This window comes from Sphingomonas sp. TZW2008 (assembly GCF_002117915.1).
GTDB lineage: Bacteria > Pseudomonadota > Alphaproteobacteria > Sphingomonadales > Sphingomonadaceae > Sphingomonas.
On sequence record NZ_BDJB01000009.1, the window covers coordinates 50,320 to 74,149 of the forward strand.

The 23,830-nt window shown below is 70.0% G+C and carries 23 protein-coding genes; 6 read left to right on the forward strand and 17 right to left on the reverse strand.

Features of this window, described 5'->3' with window-relative positions; genetic code table 11:
* The first annotated feature begins 9 nt into the window (after positions 1 to 9).
* Positions 10 to 963 (forward strand): acetyl-CoA carboxylase carboxyltransferase subunit alpha, encoded by a 954-nt coding sequence (locus tag B7L05_RS12560; RefSeq protein ID WP_085810626.1) that lies wholly within the window; start codon positions 10 to 12, stop codon positions 961 to 963.
* Positions 964 to 1,087: 124 nt separating this feature from the next.
* Here B7L05_RS12560 and B7L05_RS12565 read toward each other — a convergent pair whose 3' ends face one another.
* Both B7L05_RS12565 and B7L05_RS12570 read right to left on the reverse strand, forming a co-directional pair.
* Positions 1,088 to 1,255: a Flp family type IVb pilin gene (locus B7L05_RS12565; RefSeq protein ID WP_085810627.1), complete on the reverse strand. Its 168-nt coding sequence runs from the start codon at positions 1,253 to 1,255 to the stop codon at positions 1,088 to 1,090.
* A 129-nt stretch (positions 1,256 to 1,384) separates the two neighbouring features.
* On the reverse strand, positions 1,385 to 1,591 hold the full coding sequence (locus B7L05_RS12570; protein WP_085810628.1) for a Flp family type IVb pilin: 207 nt from the start codon (positions 1,589 to 1,591) through the stop codon (positions 1,385 to 1,387).
* A gap of 39 nt (positions 1,592 to 1,630) precedes the next feature.
* On the opposite strand from B7L05_RS12570, the gene B7L05_RS12575 reads away from it, so the two are divergent.
* Together B7L05_RS12575 and B7L05_RS12580 are read left to right on the forward strand one after the other, a co-directional pair.
* Entirely contained in the window at positions 1,631 to 2,107 is a 477-nt protein-coding gene (locus B7L05_RS12575; protein ID WP_085810629.1) for a (deoxy)nucleoside triphosphate pyrophosphohydrolase, read from the forward strand.
* Between the two features lie 11 nt (positions 2,108 to 2,118).
* Complete coding sequence (locus tag B7L05_RS12580) at positions 2,119 to 2,934, forward strand: acyl-CoA thioesterase II (protein WP_144037267.1); 816 nt, start codon at positions 2,119 to 2,121, stop codon at positions 2,932 to 2,934.
* 4 nt (positions 2,935 to 2,938) lie between these two features.
* Here the strand turns inward: B7L05_RS12580 and B7L05_RS12585 are convergent, their stop codons facing one another.
* From B7L05_RS12585 to gltX, 5 genes are read right to left on the reverse strand one after another with little or no spacing between them, the layout of a single operon-like run.
* Positions 2,939 to 4,036, reverse strand: coding sequence for a copper resistance protein B (locus tag B7L05_RS12585; RefSeq protein WP_085810631.1), 1,098 nt, complete (start codon positions 4,034 to 4,036; stop codon positions 2,939 to 2,941).
* Positions 4,033 to 5,910, reverse strand: a complete 1,878-nt coding sequence (locus B7L05_RS12590; RefSeq protein ID WP_085810632.1) for a copper resistance system multicopper oxidase — start codon at positions 5,908 to 5,910, stop codon at positions 4,033 to 4,035. The genes B7L05_RS12585 and B7L05_RS12590 overlap by 4 nt, the downstream gene beginning before the upstream one ends.
* 37 nt (positions 5,911 to 5,947) lie before the next feature.
* The gene (locus B7L05_RS12595; RefSeq protein ID WP_085810633.1) at positions 5,948 to 6,148 is read right to left on the reverse strand and encodes a hypothetical protein; all 201 of its coding nucleotides are present in this window, start codon (positions 6,146 to 6,148) and stop codon (positions 5,948 to 5,950) included.
* A 1-nt stretch (position 6,149) separates the two neighbouring features.
* Complete coding sequence (locus tag B7L05_RS12600; RefSeq protein ID WP_085810634.1) at positions 6,150 to 7,430, reverse strand: citrate synthase; 1,281 nt, start codon at positions 7,428 to 7,430, stop codon at positions 6,150 to 6,152.
* Positions 7,427 to 8,887 (reverse strand): glutamate--tRNA ligase, encoded by a 1,461-nt coding sequence (gene gltX / locus B7L05_RS12605; RefSeq protein ID WP_375601261.1) that lies wholly within the window; start codon positions 8,885 to 8,887, stop codon positions 7,427 to 7,429. The genes B7L05_RS12600 and gltX overlap by 4 nt, the downstream gene beginning before the upstream one ends.
* 37 nt (positions 8,888 to 8,924) lie before the next feature.
* Here gltX and B7L05_RS12610 point away from each other — a divergent pair, with 37 nt between their 5' ends.
* On the forward strand, positions 8,925 to 11,165 hold the full coding sequence (locus tag B7L05_RS12610; RefSeq protein ID WP_256926725.1) for a ComEC/Rec2 family competence protein: 2,241 nt from the start codon (positions 8,925 to 8,927) through the stop codon (positions 11,163 to 11,165).
* A 149-nt stretch (positions 11,166 to 11,314) separates the two neighbouring features.
* On the opposite strand, the gene lexA is transcribed toward B7L05_RS12610, so the two are convergent.
* The gene (lexA, locus tag B7L05_RS12615; protein ID WP_085810636.1) at positions 11,315 to 11,977 is read right to left on the reverse strand and encodes a transcriptional repressor LexA; all 663 of its coding nucleotides are present in this window, start codon (positions 11,975 to 11,977) and stop codon (positions 11,315 to 11,317) included.
* Positions 11,978 to 12,033: 56 nt separating this feature from the next.
* Positions 12,034 to 13,218 (reverse strand): molybdopterin molybdotransferase MoeA, encoded by a 1,185-nt coding sequence (locus B7L05_RS12620; RefSeq protein WP_085810637.1) that lies wholly within the window; start codon positions 13,216 to 13,218, stop codon positions 12,034 to 12,036.
* 80 nt (positions 13,219 to 13,298) lie between these two features.
* Between B7L05_RS12620 and B7L05_RS12625 the strand changes: the two genes are divergently transcribed.
* A complete protein-coding gene (locus B7L05_RS12625; protein WP_256926721.1) occupies positions 13,299 to 14,693 on the forward strand; it encodes a M24 family metallopeptidase in 1,395 nt (464 codons plus the stop codon).
* 144 nt (positions 14,694 to 14,837) lie between these two features.
* Here B7L05_RS12625 and moaC read toward each other — a convergent pair whose 3' ends face one another.
* The 4 genes from moaC to B7L05_RS12645 are packed head-to-tail and all read right to left on the reverse strand — an operon-like array spanning position 14,838 to position 17,672.
* Positions 14,838 to 15,305, reverse strand: a complete 468-nt coding sequence (moaC, locus tag B7L05_RS12630; RefSeq protein ID WP_085810638.1) for a cyclic pyranopterin monophosphate synthase MoaC — start codon at positions 15,303 to 15,305, stop codon at positions 14,838 to 14,840.
* Positions 15,302 to 16,099, reverse strand: a complete 798-nt coding sequence (gene trpC / locus B7L05_RS12635) for an indole-3-glycerol phosphate synthase TrpC (RefSeq protein WP_085810735.1) — start codon at positions 16,097 to 16,099, stop codon at positions 15,302 to 15,304. The genes moaC and trpC overlap by 4 nt, the downstream gene beginning before the upstream one ends.
* An 8-nt stretch (positions 16,100 to 16,107) precedes the next feature.
* Positions 16,108 to 17,097, reverse strand: a complete 990-nt coding sequence (gene trpD / locus B7L05_RS12640) for an anthranilate phosphoribosyltransferase (protein WP_085810639.1) — start codon at positions 17,095 to 17,097, stop codon at positions 16,108 to 16,110.
* Positions 17,094 to 17,672 carry an aminodeoxychorismate/anthranilate synthase component II gene (locus B7L05_RS12645; RefSeq protein WP_085810640.1) on the reverse strand — a complete coding sequence of 193 codons (579 nt, stop codon included), beginning with the start codon at positions 17,670 to 17,672 and terminating at the stop codon, positions 17,094 to 17,096. The genes trpD and B7L05_RS12645 overlap by 4 nt, the downstream gene beginning before the upstream one ends.
* Before the next feature lie 194 nt (positions 17,673 to 17,866).
* Here B7L05_RS12645 and B7L05_RS12650 point away from each other — a divergent pair, with 194 nt between their 5' ends.
* On the forward strand, positions 17,867 to 18,370 hold the full coding sequence (locus B7L05_RS12650) for a hypothetical protein (protein ID WP_085810641.1): 504 nt from the start codon (positions 17,867 to 17,869) through the stop codon (positions 18,368 to 18,370).
* 133 nt (positions 18,371 to 18,503) lie between these two features.
* Here B7L05_RS12650 and B7L05_RS12655 read toward each other — a convergent pair whose 3' ends face one another.
* Genes B7L05_RS12655 through B7L05_RS12670 form a run of 4 tightly spaced genes read right to left on the reverse strand, consistent with a single transcriptional unit; the run spans position 18,504 to position 23,800 of the window.
* Positions 18,504 to 19,631, reverse strand: coding sequence for an alpha/beta fold hydrolase (locus B7L05_RS12655; protein WP_085810642.1), 1,128 nt, complete (start codon positions 19,629 to 19,631; stop codon positions 18,504 to 18,506).
* Between the two features lie 58 nt (positions 19,632 to 19,689).
* Complete coding sequence (locus B7L05_RS12660) at positions 19,690 to 20,328, reverse strand: glutathione S-transferase family protein (RefSeq protein WP_085810643.1); 639 nt, start codon at positions 20,326 to 20,328, stop codon at positions 19,690 to 19,692.
* 45 nt (positions 20,329 to 20,373) lie between these two features.
* Positions 20,374 to 21,879 carry an anthranilate synthase component I gene (gene trpE / locus B7L05_RS12665; protein ID WP_085810644.1) on the reverse strand — a complete coding sequence of 502 codons (1,506 nt, stop codon included), beginning with the start codon at positions 21,877 to 21,879 and terminating at the stop codon, positions 20,374 to 20,376.
* Complete coding sequence (locus tag B7L05_RS12670) at positions 21,863 to 23,800, reverse strand: peptidylprolyl isomerase (RefSeq protein WP_085810645.1); 1,938 nt, start codon at positions 23,798 to 23,800, stop codon at positions 21,863 to 21,865. Before B7L05_RS12670 ends, trpE begins: the two co-directional genes overlap by 17 nt.
* Between the last annotated feature and the right edge of the window lie 30 nt (positions 23,801 to 23,830).

Below are 23,830 nucleotides of genomic sequence, written 5' to 3' on the forward strand. Positions count from 1 at the left end.
CGCCGCGCGATGCCGACCTTTCTAGATTTCGAGAAGCCGATCGCCGAGCTTCAGGGCCGCATCGACGAGCTGCGCGAGACGGGTGCCGAGGGCGGGATCGACATCTCCGCCGAGATCGCCAAGCTCCAGGCGAAATCCGACAAGCTGATGCGCGACACCTTCGCCAAGCTGTCGCCGTGGCAGAAGACGCAGGTCGCGCGGCATCCCGAGCGCCCGCACTTCAAACACTATGTCGCTGGGCTGTTCGACGAATTCATGCCGCTGGCGGGCGATCGCGCGTTTGGGGACGATCAGGCGATCCTCGGCGGGTTCGCGACGTTTCGCGGGCGGCGCATCATGGTGCTCGGGCACGAGAAGGGCGACGACACGACGTCGCGGCTGCGCCACAATTTCGGGATGGGCAAGCCCGAGGGGTATCGCAAGGCGGTGCGGCTGATGTCGCTCGCCGACCGCTTCGGCCTGCCGATCGTGACGCTGGTCGATACCTCGGGCGCGTTTCCCGGGTTGCAGGCCGAGGAGCGCGGGCAAGCCGAGGCGATCGCGCGGTCGACTGAGGCGTGCCTTGCCGCGGGCGTACCGCTCGTCTCGGCGATCGTCGGCGAGGGCGGTTCGGGCGGGGCGATCGCGTTGGCCAGCGGCAATCGCGTCCTGATGTTCGAACATGCCGTCTATTCGGTTATCTCGCCCGAGGGTTGTGCGTCGATCCTGTGGCGCACCGCCGACAAGGCGCCGGAAGCGGCCGAGGCGATGAAGGTCACCGCGCAGCATCTGAAGGAGTTCGGCGTCATCGACACGATCGTGCCCGAGCCGCTGGGCGGCGCGCACCGTGGCGCATCGGCGGCGATCGGCGCGCTGGGCGACGCGATTGCGGCGGCGCTCGACGAACTGACGCCGCTCGATCCGGCGGCGCTGCGCCGCGACCGGCGCGAGAAGTTCCTGGCGATGGGTCGCGCGCTCGCCTGATCGCGCGAGAAGTTCTTGGCGAAGAGTCGCGCGCTCGCCTGATCGCGCGACGGGGCTGGCACAACGAAAAGGGGCGGCGGACCGTGGTCCGTCGCCCCTCTTTGTTCGATCTTTGACGAAAGGCTCAGGTGGCCTTCATGTTGGTCGAAACGTTGCCGAACGTCGTCTTCAGCTGGTTGCCGAGGTTGCCCATCGCGGCGATGGCGGCAACGGCGATCAGCGCGGCGATCAGGCCGTACTCGATCGCGGTCGCGCCCTTGGAATTCTTGAGGAAGGTGCGGATCTTCTGCATGTTCGATCTCCAGTGGTTCTAATCTTCAGTCACCCGACCGGTTCGAAGATGCCCCCGCTCCGGTATTGGTCGAGATAATCGAGGTAGGTTGAGAAACGTTTAAAGCCGGTCCGGCTTGATTTTTCTGTTTCAGCGCGCGTTCGTCACTTTGCTGCTTACGTTGCTCCACACGCCCTTCGTCACGTCGGCGACGCCGACCAGACTGACCATCATCGCGATGACGATGACGGCTAGGATCAGCCCGTATTCGACCGCGGTTGCGGCACGACGATCACGGAGCAGCCGCCGACCAGTCGGCGGGAGCAGGTTTTTGATGCGGGACGAGGGGCGGCGCATGGGCTAGCCATCGCATGGCAAGCTTAACGAAAGGTCCACATGGCGCGCGATCCGTCGCTTTTGCTCGTCGTCGCGGCGGCGCTGCGCGCGCCGAACGGCCGGTTCCTGCTGCAACAGCGGCCGGCGGGAAAGCATCACGGCGGCCTGTGGGAATTCCCCGGCGGCAAAGTGGAGCCGGGCGAAGCGCCAGCTGCGGCACTCGCGCGCGAACTGACGGAGGAGCTCGGTATCACGCTGGATCCGGCGACGCTGGCGCCGCTGACCTTTGCGAGCGAGCGCCGCGACGATGGCGCCCCCATCGGCGCACGCACGTTGCTGCTGCTGCTGTTTGTCACGCGCGACTGGTCGGGCACGCCGCGCGCGCTGGAGGCGGCGGATCTGCGCTGGGTGACGACGGACGAGATGCGCGGGCTTCCCATGCCGCCCGCCGACGCGCCGTTCATCGACGTGCTCGCGCGATTGGGCGCACCCGATCGGCCGCCGCCCGACGCTGGACAGGCCAGCGCGATCGTGTGAACGACGCGGCCATGCCAGCGCCGTTCATTGATCTGCAGACCACGTCCGACCCAGCGACGTTCCGCCTCGCCATCACCGATCGCATCTGCGTCGGACCGCCGGGCAACGTCTTCATGTTCGGCGGCGTCGGGCTCGCCGCGGCGACGATCGCGGCGGAACGTGCGACGGGGCGCAATGCCGTGTGGTCGAGCGCGCAGTTCATCTCCTACGCGCGGATCGGCGATACGCTCGACTTCGCGGTCGAGGTGCTGTCGGGCGGGCGCAACATCAGCCAGGTGCGGATCGTCGCGAGCAACGCGGGCAAACCGGTGCTGAGCGTCGCTGCGGCGCTGGGCGATCGCAGCGATCAGCCCGACGGGCAGTGGATGATGCCTCCGCCCGACATGCCGCCGCCCGCGGAGTGCGGCCCGTGGCCGTTATGGCCGGTGCAGGATGCGACGCTGATGAGCCGGCTCGATATCCGCATGGCGCCGGGGCGCTACGGGGCGGTGCCGCGCAACGGCGTTCCCTCCGCCGATGGGCGCATGGTGCTGTGGATGCGCCCGCGCGAAGATGCGCCGATCGATGCCAGCATGCTGGCGCTGTTCGCCGACTTCGTGCCGTCCGGGCTCGCCGCCGCGTTCGGTCGGCGCGGCGGGGGCAACAGCCTCGACAACACGCTGCGCATCGCGCGCATCGTGCCGACCGACTGGGTATTGTGCGACGTCAGGATCAGCGCGGCGGCGCGCGGCTTCGGCCACGGCGCGATCCATATGTACGCCGAGGACGGGACAATGCTGGCGAGCGGCAGCCAGTCGGCCATCCTGCGCTTCATGGAGCAGGGTTGAGCATTTAGAACCAGGCGCGCACGCCGATCACGCCGGCGAGCCCACCGGGGTCCTCGCCAGCCGCGCGTGTCAGCCGTGCGCTCTCGCCGATCCGCCGTTCCCACGAGATACCGGCGTAGGGCGCGAACTCGCGCGCGATTTCGTAGCGCAGCCGCAGCCCAAGCTCGGCGTCGGTGAGGCCGGCGCCGACGCGCTGCGCGCGGACATCCTGCGCGGCGAAATTGAGCTCAACACGCGGCTGGAGCACGAGCCGCTGCGTGATGCGCTGGTCGTAATAGGCCTCCGCGCGCGCGAACAGATCGCCGCGGTCGGACAGGAACAGCGTTCCCTCGACGTCGAACCAATAGGGCGCGAGCCCCTCGATGCCGAGAGACGCGTAGGTACGCCGCGGCGCGGTGCCAAGATCCTGCCGCAGCCCGGCCTGAAGGTTGAAATAGGGCCCGATCGCGCGGCTGTAGAGCGCCTGCATCTCGGCCTCGTCGATACGCTCGCCGAACTGGCCGCCCCCTTCGCTCTTGATCACGAAGCGATCGACATCGGCGCCGAACCATCCCTCGCCGTTCCAGCGGTAGCCGTCGCGCCCGCGCGCGATCGAGGCTTCGGCGAGGTTGAGCATGATCATCGAGAAGGTGCCGCCGCCATGCTCACGGCGCAGCGTGGCGCGCGCGCGATCCATCGCGGCGCTGCCCCAGATGCGATCGGCATAGGGAGCGGGTGGCGGTGTCGACGGCGGTGCGCGGTTGGCGGGTGCGGCGACGACGCAATGCCCCATCGCGGCGTGCTCGGGCGGACAGGCGGGGGCGGGCGGCGGCGGTGCCGGGGACAGCCGGGTTTCGGGTGCGGCGGAGACGCAATGGCCCATCGCGGCGTGCTCGGGCGCGCAGGCGGGCACCGGCGGCGGCGGTGTCGAGGATAGCGGGGTTGCGGACGCGGCGGTGACACAATGGCCCATCGCGGCGTGCTCGGGCGAACAGGCGGGGGCTACTGCGGGTCGCTCGGCGTGCGGCGGCGGGCCGTCGGCCTGCGCGGCGGCGGGGGCGGCCCAGACCAGCGCGGCGAGCGGGAGGAGGGCGGCGGCGACCGGCGCGGGGATCAGCGTCATGCCGCAGCCTCGCGAACGCTGACGACCTGCATCATCCCGGCGTGCATGTGGTAGAGCAGATGGCAGTGAAACGCCCAGTCGCCGACCGCATCGGCGGTGAGATCGAAGGTCACCGTGCCGCCGGGTTGCACCTGCACCGTATGCTTGCGCGGCGCGTGATCGCCGTGACCGGTGACGAGTTCGAAGAAATGGCCGTGAAGGTGGATCGGGTGCCCCATCATCGTATCGTTGACGAGCGTGATCCGCACGCGTTCACCCTTGGTGAAGGCGATCGGCGCGGTGACCTCGTTCAGCTTTTTACCGTCGAACGCCCACATGTAGCGTTCCATGTTGCCGGTGAGGTGGATGCGCATCTCCCGCGTCGGCGGCCGCACGTCGGGATTGCGCTCGAGCGCGACGAGATCGCGGTAGACGAGCACGCGATGTCCGACGTCGTCGAGCCCCTGGCCCGGCTCACCGGTGCGATCGACCGGCATCGGCGAAATCGTCTGCACCGTTGGGGTCTTGGCCACCTCGGGCGCGTTGGTGAAATCACGCATCGAATGGTCCATCGCATGCTGCCCGCCGCCGTGCCCCATCGCGGCGTGATCGGTAGCCGTCGCGGCGTGGCCCATCGCCGCGTGATCCATCGTGCCGGCCTTGGGTGTGCAGTGACCCATGGCGGCATGTTCGGGCGGGCAGGCGGGATCAGCAGCTGCGGTGCCGCCGGCTGGGGCGGTCGTTGCGGCGGGGGTTGCCGCGGCGCCCATGCCTCCCATCCCCATGTCCTTCATGTCGGCGAGCGGACGGCGGCGCAGCGGCGGGACGGCGCCGACCATGCCCGGGCGTGGCGCCAGAGTGGCGCGCGCCATGCCCGAGCGATCGACGCTCTCGGCGACGAGCGTATAGGCGCGATTCTCGGCAGGCTCGACGATCACGTCGTAGGTTTCCGCCACCGCGATCTGCAGTTCGTCGACGGTGACGGGGCGGACGGGGAGCCCGTCGGCCTGCACCACGGTGAGCCGCAGCCCGGGGATGCGCAGGTTGAAGGTCGTCATTGCCGAGGCGTTGACGAGCCGCAACCGCACGCGCTCGCCGACCGCGAACAGCCCGGTCCAGTTATCGCGCGGGCCATGGCCGTTGACGAGATAGGTGTAAGTCGCGCCCGTCACGTCCGCGACGTCGGTCGGGTCCATCCGCATCGCACCCCAGCGCGCGCGCTCGCCCGCCGACTGATCGCGCCCGGCGAGCACGCCGGCGAGAGTCTGCTTCTGGTAATTGAAATATCCGCCCTGTTGCTTGAGCTTGCGGAAGATCGCGTGCGGGTGGAGCCGGCTGTGATCGGACAGCATGATCACATGCTCGCGATCCGACACGATCGGATCGGCGCCGGCGGGATCGATCACGATCGGGCCGTAGAGCCCCATCTGCTCCTGCAACCCCGAGTGGCTGTGGTACCAATAGGTACCCGACTGGATCACCGGAAAATCGTAAGTAAAGGTGCTGCGCGGCGCGATGCCGGGAAAGCTGACGCCGGGCACGCCATCCATGTGGAACGGCAGCAGCAGCCCATGCCAGTGGATCGAGCTATCCTCGCCGAGCGTGTTCTCGACGTGGAGCCGCACCGTCTCGCCCTCGCGCAGGCGGATCAGCGGGGCGGGCGCGCTGCCGTTGATGCCGATCGCGTGGCCGCTTCGGCCGTCGACCGTCATCGTCTGGTGCGCGATGCGCAGGCGGATGTCGCTGCCGGTGAGCGCCGCCGGCCCCGTGCCGGGGGATGCGGCGAGCCCCGCCGACATGGGTTGCGCCCAGCCGGGCACCGCGGGCAGCAGCGCCGCGCCGCCAAGCGAGGCAGCCCCGCGCAGCAGCGCGCGGCGATCGATCGTCGTCGTCATGTGGCGGCGCTATAGCGTGCGGAAGCTGTCGCGCGCCTTACCGCAGCCGGCGTGCGACGAGGATCACGATCAGCCCGATCGCCGCGGTGATCGCGCCGCGATCGGCCCAGACGCGCTGGTCGAGCATGAAGCTCGAGCGCGGCCACTGAACGTAGCCGAGCCCCTGGCCGACCCACAGCATGCCGACGAGGAACAGCAGCGCGCCCAGCGCGAACAGCACCGGGCGCCGCCGCCGCATGTCAGCGCTGCGCGACCGGAACGTACGGGCGCTGCGTCGGGCCGGTGTACAGCTGGCGCGGGCGCCCGATCTTCTGATCGGGATCGGTGATCATCTCGTTCCACTGCGCGACCCAGCCGACGGTGCGGGCGAGCGCGAACAGTGCGGTGAACATCGACGTCGGGAAGCCGATTGCGGAGAGGATCACGCCCGAATAGAAATCGACGTTCGGGAACAGCTTCTTCTCGACGAAATAATCGTCGTTGAGCGCGAGTTCCTCGAGCCGCAGCGCGGTCTCGAACAGCGGATCGTCGACCTTGAGCGCGTCGAACACCTCGCGCACCGTCTTCTGCATCACCGTCGCGCGCGGATCGTAATTCTTGTACACGCGGTGGCCGAAGCCCATCAGGCGGAACGGATCGTTCTTGTCCTTCGCGCGGCCGATGAACTCAGGGATGCGATCGGGCGTGCCGATTTCCTTGAGCATGTTGAGCGCGGCCTCGTTGGCGCCGCCGTGCGACGGGCCCCACAGGCAGGCGATGCCCGCCGCGATGCACGCGAACGGATTGGCGCCCGACGAGCCGGCGAGCCGTACCGTCGAGGTGGAGGCGTTCTGCTCGTGATCGGCGTGGAGGATGAAGATCCGGTCCATCGCCTTCTCGACCGCCGGATGCACCTCATACGCCTCGGCCGGCACGCCGAACGTCATGCGCAGGAAGTTGCCGGTGTAGGACAGCGAATTGTCGGGATAGAGGAACGGCTGGCCGACGCTGTATTTGTACGCCATCGCCGCGATCGTCGGCATCTTGGCGATCAGCCGGTGTGACGCGATCATGCGCTGCTGCGGATCGGCGATGTCGGTCGAATCGTGGTAGAAGGCGCTCAGCGCGCCGACGACGCCGCACATGATCGCCATCGGGTGCGCATCGCGGCGGAAGCCGCGATAGAAGGTCGCGAGCTGCTCGTGCAGCATCGTGTGGCGCGTGATCGTCGTCTCGAAGGTGTTGAGCTCGTCGCCCGACGGCAGCTCGCCGTTGAGCAGGAGATAGGCGACCTCCATGAAGCTCGACTGTTCGGCGAGCTCGCCGATCGCGTAGCCGCGGTGCAGCAGCACGCCCTCGTCACCGTCGATATAGGTCAGCTTCGACTGGCACGATGCGGTCGAGGTAAAGCCCGGATCGTAGGTGAAGGCGCCGGTCTGGCCGTACATCTTGCGGATGTCGACCACGTCCGGGCCGACGCTGCCGGACAATACCGGGTAGGCGAAGTCCTTCTCGGCGATCGAAAGCTTGGCGTCGGTCATCGGTCTTGGTCCTTCCCCTGGGCGGCCGTCTGATCTGCGATCCGGGCGAGGCTCTCGTCACGCCCGAGCAATACGAGCACGTCGAAAATCCCCGGCGAGGTGCGCCGGCCGGTGAGTGCGACACGGAGCGGCTGGGCGACCTGGCCGAGCTTCAAGCCCAGCGCCTCGGCGACCTGCCGCACCGCTTCTTCGAGCGTCTCCGTATCCCACTCGTCCAGCGCGTCAAGCGCAGCGTGCACCCGCGTGAGTGTGCCGCGTGCATCGCCCGCCAGCAGTGGCGCGGCATCGTCGGCGATCGACAGCGGGCGCGCGGCGAGGAGGAAGCCGGCGCCGTCGGCGAGATCGTTGACGTTCGCCGCGCGCGGCTTAAGCGCCGGCATCGCCCGCGCGATCAGCGCGCGACGCGGATCGCCCGCGTCTAGGCCGAGCGTCGCGGCGACGAGATCGGCGAGCCGCGCATCGTCGGCGGCGCGGATATAGTGGCCGTTCAAGTTCTCGAGCTTCTTCAGGTCGAAGCGCGACGGCGACTTGCCGACATGTGCCAGATCGAACCACTCGATCGCCTGCGCGCGGCTGATGATCTCGGCATCGCCATGGCCCCAGCCGAGCCGCAGCAAATAGTTGTCGAGCGCTTCGGGCAGGATGCCGAGCTCGTCGCGATACGCCTCGATGCCGACCGCGCCGTGGCGCTTCGACAGCTTGGCGCCGTCGCTGCCGTGGATCAGCGGGATGTGCGCGTAGACCGGATCTGGCCAATTGCCCTCGATCGCGTCCATCGCGCGGATGATCGGCAGCTGGCGGAAGGCGTTGTTGAGATGATCGTCGCCGCGGATGATGTGCGTGACGCCCATGTCGTGATCGTCGACTACCACCGCGAGCATGTAGGTCGGCGTACCGTCCGAGCGGAGCAGGACGAGATCGTCGAGCTCGGCGTTCTGCACGGTGACGCTGCCCTGCACGCGATCGTCGATCGTCGTCGCGCCTTCCGTAGGCGCCTTCAGACGGACGACATAGGAGGCGGCGGGATCGTCGTTGGTCTTGTCGCGCCACGGCGAGCGGATGCGCAGCGGCTGCTTCTTCGCCTGCGCCTCGGCGCGCATCGCGTCGATCTCCGCGGCGGTCATGTAGCAGCGGTAGGCAGCGCCCGCTTCGACCATCGCGTGGGCGACCGCCGCGTGGCGATCGGCGCGGGTCGACTGATAGACCTCGTCGCCGTCCCAATCCAGGCCGAGCCAGCGCATGCCCGAGAGGATCGCCTCGATCGCCGGCTGCGTCGAGCGCGCACGGTCGGTGTCCTCGATCCGAAGCAGGAACTTGCCGCCGTGGTGGCGGGCGTAGAGCAAGTTGAACAGCGCGGTGCGCGCGCCGCCGAGATGCAGGAAGCCCGTCGGCGACGGGGCGAAGCGCGTGACTACAGGAGCGGCAGGGGTGCCGGCAGGATCGGTGGTTGCGCTCAAGCGCGCTTGCTCCCAGGCTGGATTCGAGATGGCGACGATGGCCGCGCAGCCCCCTAGCATGCACCTTCGCGGGCTTCAAACCGCGCGGGCGCGGCTCGAGGCGTGGCTGGAGGCCGAGCGCGATCAGCTGGTGCTGTGGCTGCCGGTGGCGCTGGGCGCCGGCGTGGCGGCGTGGTTCCTGCTGCCCGATGCAGTGACCTGGCGCGCCGCACTGCTCGCGGCGGGGGCGACCGCGCTGTTCGCGGCGGCACTGGGGCGGGGCGGGCGCGCCGGGCGGGCGGTCACGATCGGGGCGCTCGCCTTCGCACTCGGGCTGTCGCTCGTTTGGTGGCGTGCCGAGCGTGCGGCGGCGCCGGTCCTCACGCGCCCCGCGATCGCGCGGCTGACGGCACGCGTCGAGCGCGTCGATCGGCTGCCGGCGAGAGAGATCGTCCGCGTGCGGCTGACCGACCTCGCATGGCAGGGCCACACGCCGCGCCCAACACCGACGCGCATCCGAGTCAACATCGCGCTCACCGACGCACCCGCTGCGCTTGCACCCGACGCACGGATCGCGCTGCGCGTGCGGCTGATGCCGCCGCCGCCGCCAGCGGTTCCCGGCGCCTTTGATTTCGCGCGCGTCGCGTGGTTCGACGGCATCGGCGCAACCGGACGCGCGCTGGGCAAGCCGGCGATCGTATCGGGGGGCACGAACGGCGAGCCGCTGCGCGCGCGGCTGTCGCGCCACATCCAGGCACAATTGGCGGGAAGCGCGGGCGGGATCGCGGCGGCGCTCGCCACCGGCGACACCGGCGGGATCGCGGAGGAGGACCAGGAGGCAATGCGCCGCTCCGGGCTCGCGCACCTCCTGTCGGTGAGCGGGCTGCACATCACCGCCGTCGTCGGGCTGACGATGCTGCTCGCCGCCCGGCTGCTCGCGCTCAACACGCGGCTGGCGCTGACGGGGCGGGTGCCGCTGCTCGCCGCCGCGATCGCCGCGGCGACGGCGGTCGGCTATACCTGGCTGACGGGCAGCGAGGTGCCGACGATCCGCAGCTGCGTCGCGGCGCTGCTGGTGCTCGTCGCGCTGGCGCTGGGCCGCGAGGCGCTGACGCTGCGACTAGTCGCCGCGGGCGCGCTTATCGTCCTGCTGCTCTGGCCCGAGTCGCTCGCGGGGCCGAGTTTCCAGCTGTCGTTCGCGGCGGTGACCGCGATCATCGCGCTTGCCGAGCATCCGCGCGTGCGCGGCTGGTTCGGCCCGCGCGAGGAAGGTCTGATCGCACGGATGCTGCGCGGACCCGGGTCGCTGCTGCTCACCGGCGTCGCGGTCGAATTCGCGCTGCTGCCGATCGCGGTGTTCCATTTCCACAAGGCCGGGATCTACGGTGCGCTCGCCAACATCGTCGCGATCCCACTCACGACGTTCGTCGCCATGCCGCTGGAGGCGGCGGCGCTCGCGCTCGACGTCGTCGGCGCCGGCGCGCCCGCGTGGTGGCTCGCGGGTCACGCGCTCGGCGCGCTGCTGTGGATCGCGCGCACCGTCGCCGCGGCGCCGGGCGCAGTGGCCGCGTTGCCCGCGATGCCGCACGGCGCGTTCGCGCTGATGGTTGCGGGCGGACTGTGGCTCGAGCTGTGGCGCACGCGCTGGCGGCGGCTCGGGCTGCTGGCGCTGGCAGTCGGCGCGGCATGGGCGCTCGCGACCCCGCCGCCCGATCTGCTGGTGACGGGCGACGGCCGTCATGTCGCGCTGCGCGTCGACGGCGGGCGGGTGGCGCTGTTGCGTGACCGCGCGGGGGATTACGCGCGCGACATGCTGGCAGAGAATGGCGGAAGCGACGACGAGCCCGTGCTGCTATCGGCGCAGCGCGAGGCGCAATGCTCGCGCGATTTGTGCCGCGCGGACGTGATCCGGGGCGGACGGCGCTGGCGCATCCTGGCGACGCGCAGCGCCTATCTCGTTCCGGCGGGCGAGCTGATTGCGGCGTGCCGTTCGGCGGACATCGTGATTAGCGAGCGCCGCCTACTGCGCGGCTGCACGCCGCGCTGGCTTCGCCTCGACCGGGCGACGCTGGCGCGGACCGGCGGCGTCGCCTTGACACTGGCGAGCGGCCGAGTGGTGACGGTGCGGCAGGCGGGGGATCGCCACCCGTGGGTGACGGCGGCGGCGCTTGCGTTAGACGCAGGTCCGTCGCGGAAAGGCGGCTATCGCGAGCGGTCGAAGCGCTTTGGAGAAAGGCGCCCGGCGCGCGATCCGATTGATCACGCACCGCGAGAACCAGACACGGCGCCTGTGCCGTAAGCTCGTCCTCGATAGAACGATCATAGCGCGCCTCAACGCGCTGGATTATGGCGAGCGACGGCCGCGACGCGAACGCTGCAGGCCGCAGATCTCGACGTTACGTGCGTACGAGCTTCCGCAATCGAGCGGAACTCGCAGCGAGCGGACGATCAGGAATAGCGGCGCAGGATACCGGCGAGCTTGCCCTGCACGCGGACCTGCGCGGGGGCGTAGCGCTGCGGATCGTAGGCACGGTTGGCAGGATCGAGCCGGATCATCGCGCCCTCGCGACGGAAATACTTCAGCGTCGCCTCGCTGTCCTCGATCAGCGCCACGACGATCTCGCCGTCACGCGCCACGTCCTGCTTGCGAATTAGCGCGAAATCGCCGTCGAGGATGCCCGCCTCGACCATCGAATCGCCCGCGACCTCAAGTGCGAAATGTTCGCCCGAGCCGAGCAGCGCGGCGGGGACGGGAAGCGACGTCGCGCCCTCGAACGCCTCGATCGGTACGCCCGCGGCGATCCGGCCGTGCAGCGGTACCTCGACCACGTCGTTGGCAGGTTCAGGCAGGATGCGCCGCGTCGACGGGGCGGCGGCGGTACGCTTACCATCGGTCCGTTCGGGCATCTTGAGCACTTCGAGCGCGCGCGCGCGGTTGGGCAGGCGGCGAAGGAAACCGCGCTCCTCGAGCGCCGAGATCAGCCGGTGCACGCCCGACTTCGACTTGAGGTCGAGCGCCTCCTTCATTTCCTCGAACGACGGCGATACGCCGGTATCTTCCAACCGATCGCTGATGAAACAGATCAGCTCGTGCTGCTTCCTAGTAAGCATCGCACCTTCTCCGCCGTGAACAGACGAAGAACCTTTATGGAACGTATCAGTCGGCGTCAAGCGATCATGAGGATTTCCGCCGAGTCGCCCACCGCGCGCGCGGGATCGTGCGGCGGACGCACGACCAAGCAGTCGGCGCGCGCGAGCGTCAGCAGCATCGAACTGTCCTGAATGCTAGCGACGAACGCGCGCCCGTCTCGCAGCCCCGCGCGCATATAGTCGGTGCGCGGGCCGTTGGCGGGCAGCGGCTCGCCCAGGATCGCGTGCGTCGTCGCGGGAAGCGGATTTGCCGCGCCGCCAAGCCGCGCGATCAGCGGCTTGACGAAGAGCAGCGCGGTGACGAACGCGGAAACCGGATTTCCCGGTAGGCCGAGCACCGCCATCTGCCCGCGCCGGCCAGCCATCAGCGGCTTGCCCGGGCGCAGCGCGACGCGCCAGAAGTCGATCGTCGCCCCGGCGCCAAGCAGCGCGGGCCGGACGAGATCGTGATCGCCGACCGACGCGCCGCCGGTGGTGACGAGGAGGTCGGCGCCGACCGCGGCGAAGGCGGCGGTGAGGGCGTCGAGCCGATCGGGCAGGATGCCGAGGTCAACGATCTCGACCGGCAGATCGGCGAGCAGCGCGCGCAGCAGCAGGCGGTTCGATTCGGGCAGCGCGTCAGGGCCGGCATCGCTGCCCGGATCGACCAGCTCGTCGCCCGTGGCGGCGATCGCGACGCGGACGCGGCGGTGCACGGTGACACTGTCGACTCCGCCGGTCGCCGCGACGGCGAGGCGGGCGGGCGTCAGCCGCTCGCCGCCGGTCGCCAGCACGTCGCCCTCGGCGAAGTCGAGCCCGCGGCGGCGGACGTTGCCGCCCTGGCGCAGCGGCCCTTCGCCGTCGAGGATCAGCGTCGCGCCGTCGCGCACCGCTTCCTCCTGCACCATCACCGTATCGGCCCCGTCGGGCAGCGCGGCGCCGGTGAAGATGCGCACCGCCTCGCCCGCGCCGACGCTGCCGTCGAACGGCCGCCCAGCAGCGCTCTCGCCGATCACCTGCCACGGGCCGGGCAGATCGGCGAAGCGCAGCGCATAGCCGTCCATCGCCGACAGGTCGCGCGCGGGCTGCGTACGACGCGCGTGAAGATCAGCCGCACACCAGCGGCCGGCGGCGGCGACGATCGGCAGGGTTTCGGTGGCGACAGGGGCGAAGCCGGCGAGCAGGCGCGCCTGCGCTTCGGCAACGGGAAGAAGCTCGGTCATCACCGCGCGGGGTGACAGATTCGACGCGCGAGTGACAGCCTGATCGGCTAGGCCGGAAGCAACGAACGAAAACGGGGGACATGGACATGCGGCGGTGGATGGCGGCGGCGCTCGCGGGACTGGTAGCGGCAGGGGCGGGGGCGCAGATGGCCGGCGGGCGGTCGGCGGGTGCACCGCCGGCGTTCGATCAGGCGGAGACGCTGTCGCCGGTCGCTCCCGCGGTGCTGCCGCTGCGCGAGCAGGCGCGGATCCGCGACGGCTGGCTGCGCGAGCGGCTCGACCGGCTGGTGCCGGCGCTGATGCGCGAGAACAAGGTCGACATGTGGATCCTCGTCGCGCGCGAATATGCCGAGGATCCAGTGCTCTCGACGATGCTCGACGCGGAGAGTTTCCACGCCCGGCGGCGTACGATCCTGGTGTTCTTCGATCCGGGGCAGGGCCGGCCGGTCGAGCGCTTCACCGTCAGCCGCTACGGGCTCGCGGGGCTGTTCGAGGCGGCGTGGAAGCCCGAGACGCAGCCCGACCAGTGGCAGCGGCTCGCCGAGATCGTGCGCGAGCGGCGGCCGCGCCGCATCGCCGTAAACGTCTCGCCCGCGAGCGCGTTCGGCGATGGGCTGACCAAGAGCCAGTATGACGAACTCGCTGCCGCGCTCGGCGACGATGCGAAGCGGATCGTGCCGGCGGGGGCGCTGGCGATCAACTGGCTGGAGACGCGCACCCCGGCGGAGATGGCACGCTATCCCGAGATCGTGCGGTTGGCGCATGCGATCATCGCGCAGGGCTTCTCGACGCAGGCGGTGACGCCGGGGCGCACCACCGCCGCCGACCTCGTCTGGTGGTATCGCGAGCGGATCGCGGGGCTGAAGCTCGCCACCTGGTTCCAGCCGTCGGTCGCGATCTTCCGGCGCGGCTCAGGGGGACTCGGCGGCAACGAGGTGATCCGGTCGGGCGACATGCTGTGGGTCGATTTCGGCATCACGTACATGGGGCTCAACACTGATACGCAGCACCTCGCCTATGTCCTGCGGCCTGGCGAGCGAGCGGCGCCGCAGGGCTTGCGCGACGGGCTGGCGGCGGCGAACGGCGTGCAGGATGCGGTGACCGGCGCGTATCGCACCGGCCTCACCGGCAATCAGATCCTCGCGGCGGCGCGCAGCGCGGCGATCGCGAAGGGGCTGCGGCCGACGATCTACTCGCATCCGATCGGCTATCACGGCCACGCCGCGGGCAGCGCGATCGGTTTCTGGGACGATCAGCAGCCCTCGCCGCGCGGGGACCATCCGGTGCGGCCCATGACGGCATGGTCGATCGAGCTGTTGGCGATGCACAAGGTGCCCGAGTGGGGCGGGCAGGACGTGCCGTTCCGGCTGGAGGAGGACGCGTGGTTCGACGGCCGCCAAGTGCGCTACATCGACGGGCGGCAGACGCGCTTCCACCTGATCGGGGCGCCAGCGGGGGGCCGGCGCCGGCGCTGACGGCTAGATGCGTCGGGGCCGCCGGTCGTCGGTGGGTGACGATGAGGCGAAGGCGGACGACGGGCGGGTCACGCACCCGCTTGTTCTCCAAACTTACAGCGGACGTCGCCGCCGGGCGTATAGCGTCACCCGACTGCCGGTACGTCAGGCGATGAAGTCGCCCGATTTGCCGCCCGTCTTGGTCAGCAAGCGAATGCCGCCGATCGTCATCCGCTTGTCGATCGCCTTGCCCATATCGTAGATCGTCAGCAGCGCGGTGGAGACCGCGGTGAGCGCCTCCATCTCCACCCCGGTGCGCCCGGCGGTGGCCACCGTCGCGGTCGCGGCGACCCCGTCCGTCTCGACGGTGAGATCGATCGACACCTTGGTCAGCGGTAGTGGGTGACACAGCGGGATCAGCTCGCTGGTGCGCTTCGCCGCCATGATCCCCGCGACGCGCGCGACGGCGAGCACGTCGCCCTTCGCCACCGCGCCGTCGGCGATTGCGCGCGCGGCCTCGTGTGCCATCGTGATCCGCCCCTCGGCGACAGCCTCGCGCACCGTCTCCACCTTGCCGCCGACGTCGACCATCCGCGCGGCGCCCGCGTCGTCGAGGTGGGTGAGGCGGCTCATGCGACGAGCGCGCGCGTCGCGGCGGCGATATCGTCTTGCCGCATCAGCGATTCGCCAATCAGAAAGGCGCGCACGCCATGCGCCGCCATCGCATCGAGATCAGCGCGCGTGTTGAGCCCGCTTTCGGCGACGAAGGTGCAGCCCGCCGGCGCGTGCCCGACGAGTTCATAGGTGCGATCGAAGCTGACCGAGAAATCGCGCAGATTGCGGTTGTTGACGCCGATCAGGCGCGAGCGAAGGCGAAGCGCACGCTCGAGCTCGTCGGCGTCGTGCACCTCGACCAGCACGTCCATGCCGCGCTCGATCGCCGCCGCCTCGATCTCCGCCGCGGCGGCGGCGTCGAGCGCGCTCATAATGACGAGGATCGCGTCGGCGCCGATCGCGCGCGCTTCGGCCACCTGCCAGGGATCGACCAGAAAGTCCTTGCGGATCACGGGCAGGTCGCATGCCGCGCGGGCGGCGATCAGATAGTCCTCGTGTCCTTGGAAATAGTTGCGGTCGGTGAGGATCGACAGGCAGGTCGCGCCGCCTTCCGCATAGGCGCGGGCGTGCGCGGGCGGATCGAAATCGGCGCGGATCAGTCCCTTCGACGGGCTTGCCTTTTTGATCTCGGCGATCAGCGCATAGGCGGGCGCCGTGCCCTCAGCGGTGATCACGCGATCGAGCGCAGCCTTGAACCCGCGCGGCGCCGTCTGTCCGGCGGCGCGCGCGTCAAGATCGGCGAACGAGTGCATCTGCCGCCGCGCGGCGACCTCTTCGCGCTTCGTCGCGAGGATCGTGTCGAGGATCGTCATCCCGCCGCTCATGCCCATCGAATCCAACGGTCGAGAAGATCGCGTGCGGCGCCGCTGTCGATCGCCTCGGCGGCGCGCTGCGCGCCAGTTTCTAGCGGTTCGCCGACGAGCGCGAGCGCGGTGGCGGCGTTGAGCAGCACCGCGTCGCGATACGCGCCCTTCTCCCCGCCAAGCAGCGCGTGGAGCGCGGCGGCGTTGTGCGCCGGATCGCCGCCGCGGATCGCCGCGATCGGATGACGCGAAACGCCGGCATCCTCGGGCGCGATGCGGCCGGGCAAGGACACGTCGCCGATCGACACGGCGATCGTCGGCCCGGCGCCAGATACCTCGTCGAGCCCTTCCTCGCCCGACACCACCAGCGCGGCCTCGGTCCCGAGCTGTTCGAGCGCCTCGGCATAGACGGGGGCGTAATCGGGCCGGGCGATGCCGATCAGCTGGCGCGTGACGTGCGCCGGGTTGGCAAGCGGGCCCATCAGATTGAAGATCGTCCGCTTGCCGATGCGCCGGCGGATCGGCGTGATCCGCGCCATCGCGGGATGATGGTTGGCGGCGAAGAGGAAACAGATGCCGAGTTCGTTCAGCGTCTCCTCGGCGAGCGCGCCGGCGCGATCCATGTCGAGCCCGAGCGCCTCGAGCGTGTCGGCCGCACCTGCCTTCGACGAGGCGGCGCGGTTGCCGTGCTTCGCCACCGGTACGCCGCACGCCGCGACGACGAGGCTGACCGCGGTCGACACGTTGAGCGTGTGGTGCCCGTCGCCGCCGGTGCCGCAGACGTCGATCGCGCCCGCCGGCGCGCTGATCGGCACCAGCCGTTCGCGCAGCGCGCGCGCCGCCTCGGCGATCTCGATCGACGTCTCGCCGCGTGCCGACAGATCGACGAGGAAAGTCGCGATCGCCTCCTCGCTCGCGCGGCCGTCGAGGATGTCGGCGAACGCGGCACGCGCGCTCTCGTGCGACAGCGGGGTGGACGGGTCCGGCAGCAGCGCGATCGTCGTCATCTGGTGCCCTTGGCGCCGGTGAGCGCGACGAAATTGGCGAGCAGATCGTGCCCGTGCTCAGTGGCGATGCTCTCGGGATGGAATTGCACGCCGTGGATCGGCAGCTCGCGGTGACGCAGCCCCATCACCGATCCGTCCGCCGCCGTGGCGTTGGGGACGAGCACGTCGGGTACGTCCTCCACGACGAGCGAGTGGTAGCGCGTGGCGGTGAAGGGGGAGGGCAGGCCGGCGAACACGCCGGTCGCGTCATGCTCGATCGCGCTGGTCTTGCCGTGCATCAGCCCGCCGCGCACCACGCGCCCGCCGAAATGCTGGCCGATCGCCTGGTGGCCGAGGCACACGCCGAGCAGCGGCCGCCGGCTCTCGGCACAGGCGGCGACGAGATCGAGGCTGATCCCCGCCTCGTTCGGCGTGCACGGCCCAGGCGACACCAGAAAACCAGTGGCGTTGGAGGCGAGCGCGTCCGCCGCGCTCATCGCGTCGTTGCGCTCGACGCGCACTTCGGCCCCCAGCTCCATCAGGTAATGGACGAGGTTCCAGGTAAAGCTGTCGTAATTGTCGATGACCAGGATCATGGCGCGTCCGCCATAGCCGAATGCGCCCAGCCCGCAATGTTCAGCCCGCAATGTCCTGCCCGCAACCCCCGGCATAAGGAGCCGACGTAGGGAACTGCGCGGCGTCGTGCGATCGCCGCAATTGTGACGATATGTTGGGGAGGGATAAAGCGCGCGTGGTGATCGTTACCGAATCACCCCAGGAGGTCGCCCCCATGTTCCGCCCGCTCATCGCCGTTCGTGCTTCCGTTCTCGCGCCGCTGCTCGCGGCGGCGTTCGTGCTTCCCGCCGCCGCATCTGCCCAGGCGCAGGACGCACCGATGCAGGACTTCTCGCAGGCCGAGACCGGGCAGCCGCCGCAGCGTATCCGGCAGGTGACGCTGCAGGGAGCCGAGCAATGTCCCAAGGCGGCGGCGGACGAGATCGTGGTGTGCAGCCGGATCAATCCCAACGAACAGTATCGTGTGCCCAAGGAACTGCGCACGCCGCCCGAGATCCCGGCGCAGAATCAGAGCTGGGTGAACCGTGCCGCGGCGGTGGATCAGGTCGGGCGGGTCGCGGGCGGGCTGCCGAACACCTGCTCGCCGGTCGGTACCGGCGGCCAGACGGGCTGTGCGATCGTTGCCGCGCGCAACTATGCGGCAGAGAAGCGGCAGGCGAAGCGCGAGGCCGAGCAGGCGGCGCCGCTGACCGACCCCAACGACGACGGCGGCCGTTGAACGCTGGCCAGCCGGCTTGTAAGAGCCGGCCGGATCAATAGGGCGGAAGGAAGGGCGCTGGCCCGCTACCCCGCGAAGGGGCAGCGTTTTCCACCGAGCCGCCGCGCTAGACGGAAGGCAGCCGCCAATCGGCTTACCGCTCGCCGAGCAGCCGCGTCAGATCCGCCTTCCAGAACTTCGCCCAGGTGTGCGTGCCATGCCCCTTCGTCTCGGGCGTCGCCTCAATCAAGCGGAAGGTGGCGCGCGGCATGCGCTTGGCGGCGGGCGCGGTGATGCCGTAGCCCGACGGATTGATGAAGTCGTCGCTCGAATTGATCCACAGCACCGGCATGGTGATCTTCTCGAGCGCGGGCGAGGGATCGTAGTTTCGCGACGCGTCTAGCTGGTAGATATAGTCGTTGGCGTCGCGCCCTGCACTGTTGCGCGCGAACGCCTGCGCCAGAAAGGCCTCGGCGGCGGCGCGCGTCGGATACAGCTTCTGCAATGCGAGCGGGTTGGCGCCGGCGATGATCGACAGGCTGGCGGCGGTGCGCAGCCCCTGCGCGGGCTGTGCGGTGTAATTGCCACCGTTCCACGCCGGATCGGCCTGGATCGCGTCGATCGTCATCTTGCGCCACATGCGGTTGAGCCCCGCAATCGGCACCGGCAGGCAGGCGAAGGGGGCGAGCCGCTCGGCGAAACCGGGATAGCTCTCGCCCCAGACGAAGGCGTGCATGCAGCCCATCGAGGTGCCGAGGATAACCTTCAGCCGGGTGACGCCGATCTTCTCGAGCATCGCCTTCTGCGCAGCGACCATGTCGTCGTAATCGTATTTCGGGAACGCCATGCGCTTGCCGTCGGACGGCTTGGACGACGCGCCGTGGCCGACGTTGTCGGGCAGGATGACGTAGGTGGTGCGGATGTCGAACGGCTGGCCGGGACCGTAGAGCTCGTCGGCGAATTGCGGCTGGAGGAACTGCTTCCCCGTGCCGCCGGTGCCGTGCAGCACCATCACCGCATTGTCGATCCGCCCGTCCGGCCCGCGATGCGGCGTGCCGAGCGTGGTGTAGTGCATCCGCACGTCCATCGTGTCGCCGGTCTTGAAGCGGAACGCAGTGAGGGTGACGTCACCTTCCTTGGTCGGCCAGGTGGTGGCGGCCGGCGCTGGATTGGCGGGCGTTGCGACCGGCTGCGTCGTCTGGGTGGCCGGGGCGGGCCGTGCGGTCTGCGCCGTAGCGGGCAGCGCGGCGGCGGAGAGGGCGAGCAGGGTGAGGAAGCGCATTGCCGATGCGTATCGTGCGCGCCGGCCGGTGGGAAGCCCGGCCGGCTCGCGCGCCGGATCAGTCGATCATCGGCGCCATGCCCGGCTCCGCCTTCGCCATCGCGCGCTGATAGGCCGGGCGCTCGGCGATGCGGCGCAGATAGGCGCGTGTGTTGGGGAGGTCGTCCAGCGCCGCGCCCGCGCCGAACGCGCGCGAGGTGGTGAGCGAATAGACCATCATGATGTCGGCGAGCGTCAGGTTGCGCCCGCCGAAGAACGGCGCCGCGCCGAGCCGCGCCTCCATCATCTCGGCTCCACGCCGCGCGCGCTCAAGCACGAACGGCACGCGCTGCGCGTCGCCGCCGCCATAGCCGATCACGCCGATCATCATCTTGGTCGCCATGTACGTCGCGTTCGACCAGTGGAACCAGAACAGGTGATCGGCATAGTCAGGATCGCCCGGCGGCGGCGCCATCCGCCCGCCGCCGTGGACGGTGTTGATATACTCGCAGATCGCTGCGCTCTCGCCGAGCACGAGATCGCCGTCGGTGATCACCGGCGCGATTCCCATCGGATGCAGCGCCTTGTACTCGTCGGGCGCGAGGCGGTTGTCGGCGCGGCGATCGTAGCGCTTGAAGGCATAGTCGAGGCCGAGTTCCTCGCACAGCCACACGACGCGCTCGGACTGCGACAGGCCGAGGTGATGAACGGTCAGCATCCTATCCACTCCCGTTGACCGCACGCGCGGCGACAATTGTCTCGACTACTGGCCGAAGCCGCCCCCGCTCGCCTGCGCGATCGCCTCGCGCGCGGCGGCGAGCAGCGCGCCGGCCTTGGCCTCGCACTCGCGCTGCTCATAGGCAGGATCGCTGTCGGCAACGATTCCGGCACCCGCCTGAACGTGCATCGTCCCGTCCTTCACCACCGCGGTGCGCAGCACGATGCACGAATCCATCGATCCGTCGGGCGAGAAATAGCCAACCCCGCCCGCGTAGGCGCCGCGCTTCTCGCCTTCGAGTTCGGCGATCACCTGGCACGCGCGCACCTTGGGCGCGCCGCTGACAGTGCCGGCAGGAAAGCCCGCGAACAACGCGTCGATCGCGTCGTGCTTGGGATCGAGCGCGCCGACGACGTTCGACACGATGTGCATGACGTGGCTGTAGAATTCGACGGTGTAGCTGTCGGTGACGCTGACCGAGCCTGCGGCGGCGACACGGCCGACATCGTTGCGGCCGAGATCGAGCAGCATCAGATGCTCGGCGCGTTCCTTGGGATCGGCGAGCAGGCTCGCGCGGTTCGCCTCGTCCTCGCTCGCGGTCTTGCCGCGCGGGCGGGTGCCGGCGATCGGGCGGATCGTCACCTCGCCGTCGCGCACGCGCACCAGGATCTCGGGGCTCGATCCCGTCAGCGCGAAGCCGGGCAGGTCGAGATGGTAGAGGAACGGTGACGGATTGATCCGGCGCAGCGCGCGGTAAAGTTCGAACGCGGGCAGCGCGAAGGGCGCGGTGAAGCGCTGCGCGAGGACGACCTGGAACACGTCCCCCGCGACGATATAGTCCTTCGCCGCGCGCACCATTTCGGCATAGCGGCCGGCGGGCAGCGTCGGCGTGAGCGCAATCTCCGCCGCTTCGCCGCGCACGCGCGGGGGCAATGCCGTCGCCTCCAGCCGCGCCTCGATCGCGTCGAGCCGCTCGTCGGCGTCCGCGACGATCGCGTGCGGATCGCGGTCCGCATCGGGCCACACCGGCGCGACGAGGAACAGCGCGTCGGCGAGGCGATCGAAAACGAGGATCACCGTCGGCCGCACGAACATCATGTCGGGTAGGCCGAGTGCGTCGACCGACGGCTGCGGCAGCCGTTCAACCAGCCCGATGGTCTCGTAGCCGAAATAGCCGACGAGGCAGGCGAGCGCGCGCGGAAGCTCGGGCGGCACGTCCATCCGGCAGGCGGCGACGAGATCGCGCATCGCGGCGAGCGTCGGGACGGGGCAGGGCGCGAACGCGTCGCGATCGGTGAGCCAGTGGCGGTTGATCGCGGCGTCGTTGCCGTGCGCGCGCAGCACCAGATCGGGCGCGAGGCCGATCATGCTGTGGCGGCCGCGCACCGCGCCTCCCTCGACCGATTCGAGCAGGAAATCGCCGCGCCCCGGCTCGATCAACTTGAGCGCGGCGGCGACCGGCGTCTCGGTATCGGCGATGCGGCGGCGCCAGACGAGCGCCGGGCGCCCGTGGGCGAGCGCGCTGGTAGCGGGATTACTGATCGGAGCCACCGGCGCCGGCGAGGCTGGCCTTCACCCGCGCGATCGCATCAGCGTTTCGCGACACCTTGAGCGCGGCCTTCACTGCATCGGTGAACTGCTGCGCATATTCGCCGCCGATCACTTGTCCCAGATCGCGACGCGTCGCGGCGATCACCGGTGGCACCTTGGCGGCGTCGCCCGCTTGGATCTGCTCCAGCTTTACGAGCAGCCAGCCCTGGCCGTCGGGCGCCTCGATCATTTTGGCGGTGCCGCCCTTCATGCTGAACATCAGCGCGAGCACCGGATTGGGGCCGTTGGGGCCGGCGTTGATCTGCGAGCGCGCGGCGACGAGCCGCTGCACCTTGGCATTGCCCGCGCCCGCGCTCGACAGCGCCTGCGGCAGTGCGGTGCCGCGGTTGAGTGCGGCGAGCGCCTTGGCCGCGGCGGTGCGCGCGACGCGGCGCGCGCGGTCCGCGGCGAAGTCCTTCGCCACCTGATCGCGCACCTGCGCCAGCGGGCGCGGCGCGGCGCGCACGATGCGGTCGAGCGCGACCAGCGCGAAGCTGCCGTCGTCGCCCGTCTGCACGACCTGCGGATCGTCGCCTTCCTCGGCCTGGAAGCCGGCGGCGACGATGTTGGCGAGGAACGGCTGCGGGCGATAGGTGAGATCGAGCGGGTTGATGCCAACCGAGGAGATCGGCGGCGTCGCTTCGGCGGCGAGCTTCTGGTCGGCGACGAGTTCGGCGAAGGTCGAATTGTCGCCGATCGCGCCCTCGACCGCGTCGCGGATCGAATTGAGCGCGTCCGCCGTCTTGGTCTTGGTCAGTTCCGTCACGATCGTCGGGCGTGCCTCGGCGAGCGTCTTGCCCGGCACCTGCGCGACGCCGTCGACCTTGCCGACGACGAAGCCGATCGCGCCGCGCACCGGCCCGACGACGCCGCCGCTCGGCGCCGCGAACAGCGCGTCGGCGACCGCGGCGGACGCGGCGGTGGTCAGCGCGGCCTTATCCTGCCCCTCCAGCTTCCGCGCCTCAAGCCCGGCGGCGCGTGCCGCATCGGCGATCGACGCGCCGCCGCGCACCTTGGCGGCGAGCGTGTTGGCGGCAGCTTGGTCGAGCACCGTCACTAGCGAGACGCTGCGCGTCTCGCGCGCCGCCCAGCGCGCCTTGTCACGGCCATAGGCGGCGGCGATCTCCGCATCGGTTGGCGTCGCGCGTGCCTTGACGCTGTCGGGCGTCACCTGCGCGTAGCGGATCACGCGGCGCTCGGGCACCGTGTAGCGCTGCAGGTTGCGGCCGTACCACGCCTGGAGTTCGGCGTCGGTCGGCGCCGGGCCACCCGGGGTTGCCGGGATCAGCGCGACCTGGCCGGCGCGCTTCTCGAGCAGCAGCGAGGCATAGGGCAGCGCCAGCGTCTGCGGCACCTGGCTAGCGCCGATCTGCGGGCGGACGAGGAACTGCACCATAGTCTCGCGCGCGATATCGGACTGGACCTGCGCATCGGTGAGGCGGTTGCGCGCCAGCACCTGCTCGTAGATCGCCTGGTCGAACTTGCCCGTCGGACCCTTCAGCGCGGGGATGTTGCGCAGCTCGCTGCCGACCAGCGCGCGGCTGACGACCATCCCCTGATCCTCGCCATATTCCTGCAGCGCGATGCCGTTGAGCATGCGGTCGAGCACGCTCTCGACGCCGCCGGCGGCGATGAACTGCGCCATGTCGACGTTGGGGTTGCGCTGCTGCACGCCGCGCAGCTCGTCCTGCACGCGGCGCGTGAGCTCGGCCTCGCTGATCGTCTGGTCGCCGACGCGCGCCACCGTGCCGCCCGTCACCCCGCCCGCGCTCAGTCCCGTCACGTCGCCGAGCGCGAAGGCGAGCGCGATGACACCGAGCACGACGCCCGAGACGATCACGCCGATGCGCGAGTTTATGATGCGACGGAAGAAACCCAGCATGGTGCGCCAATCTGATTGAACGGCGCTCGC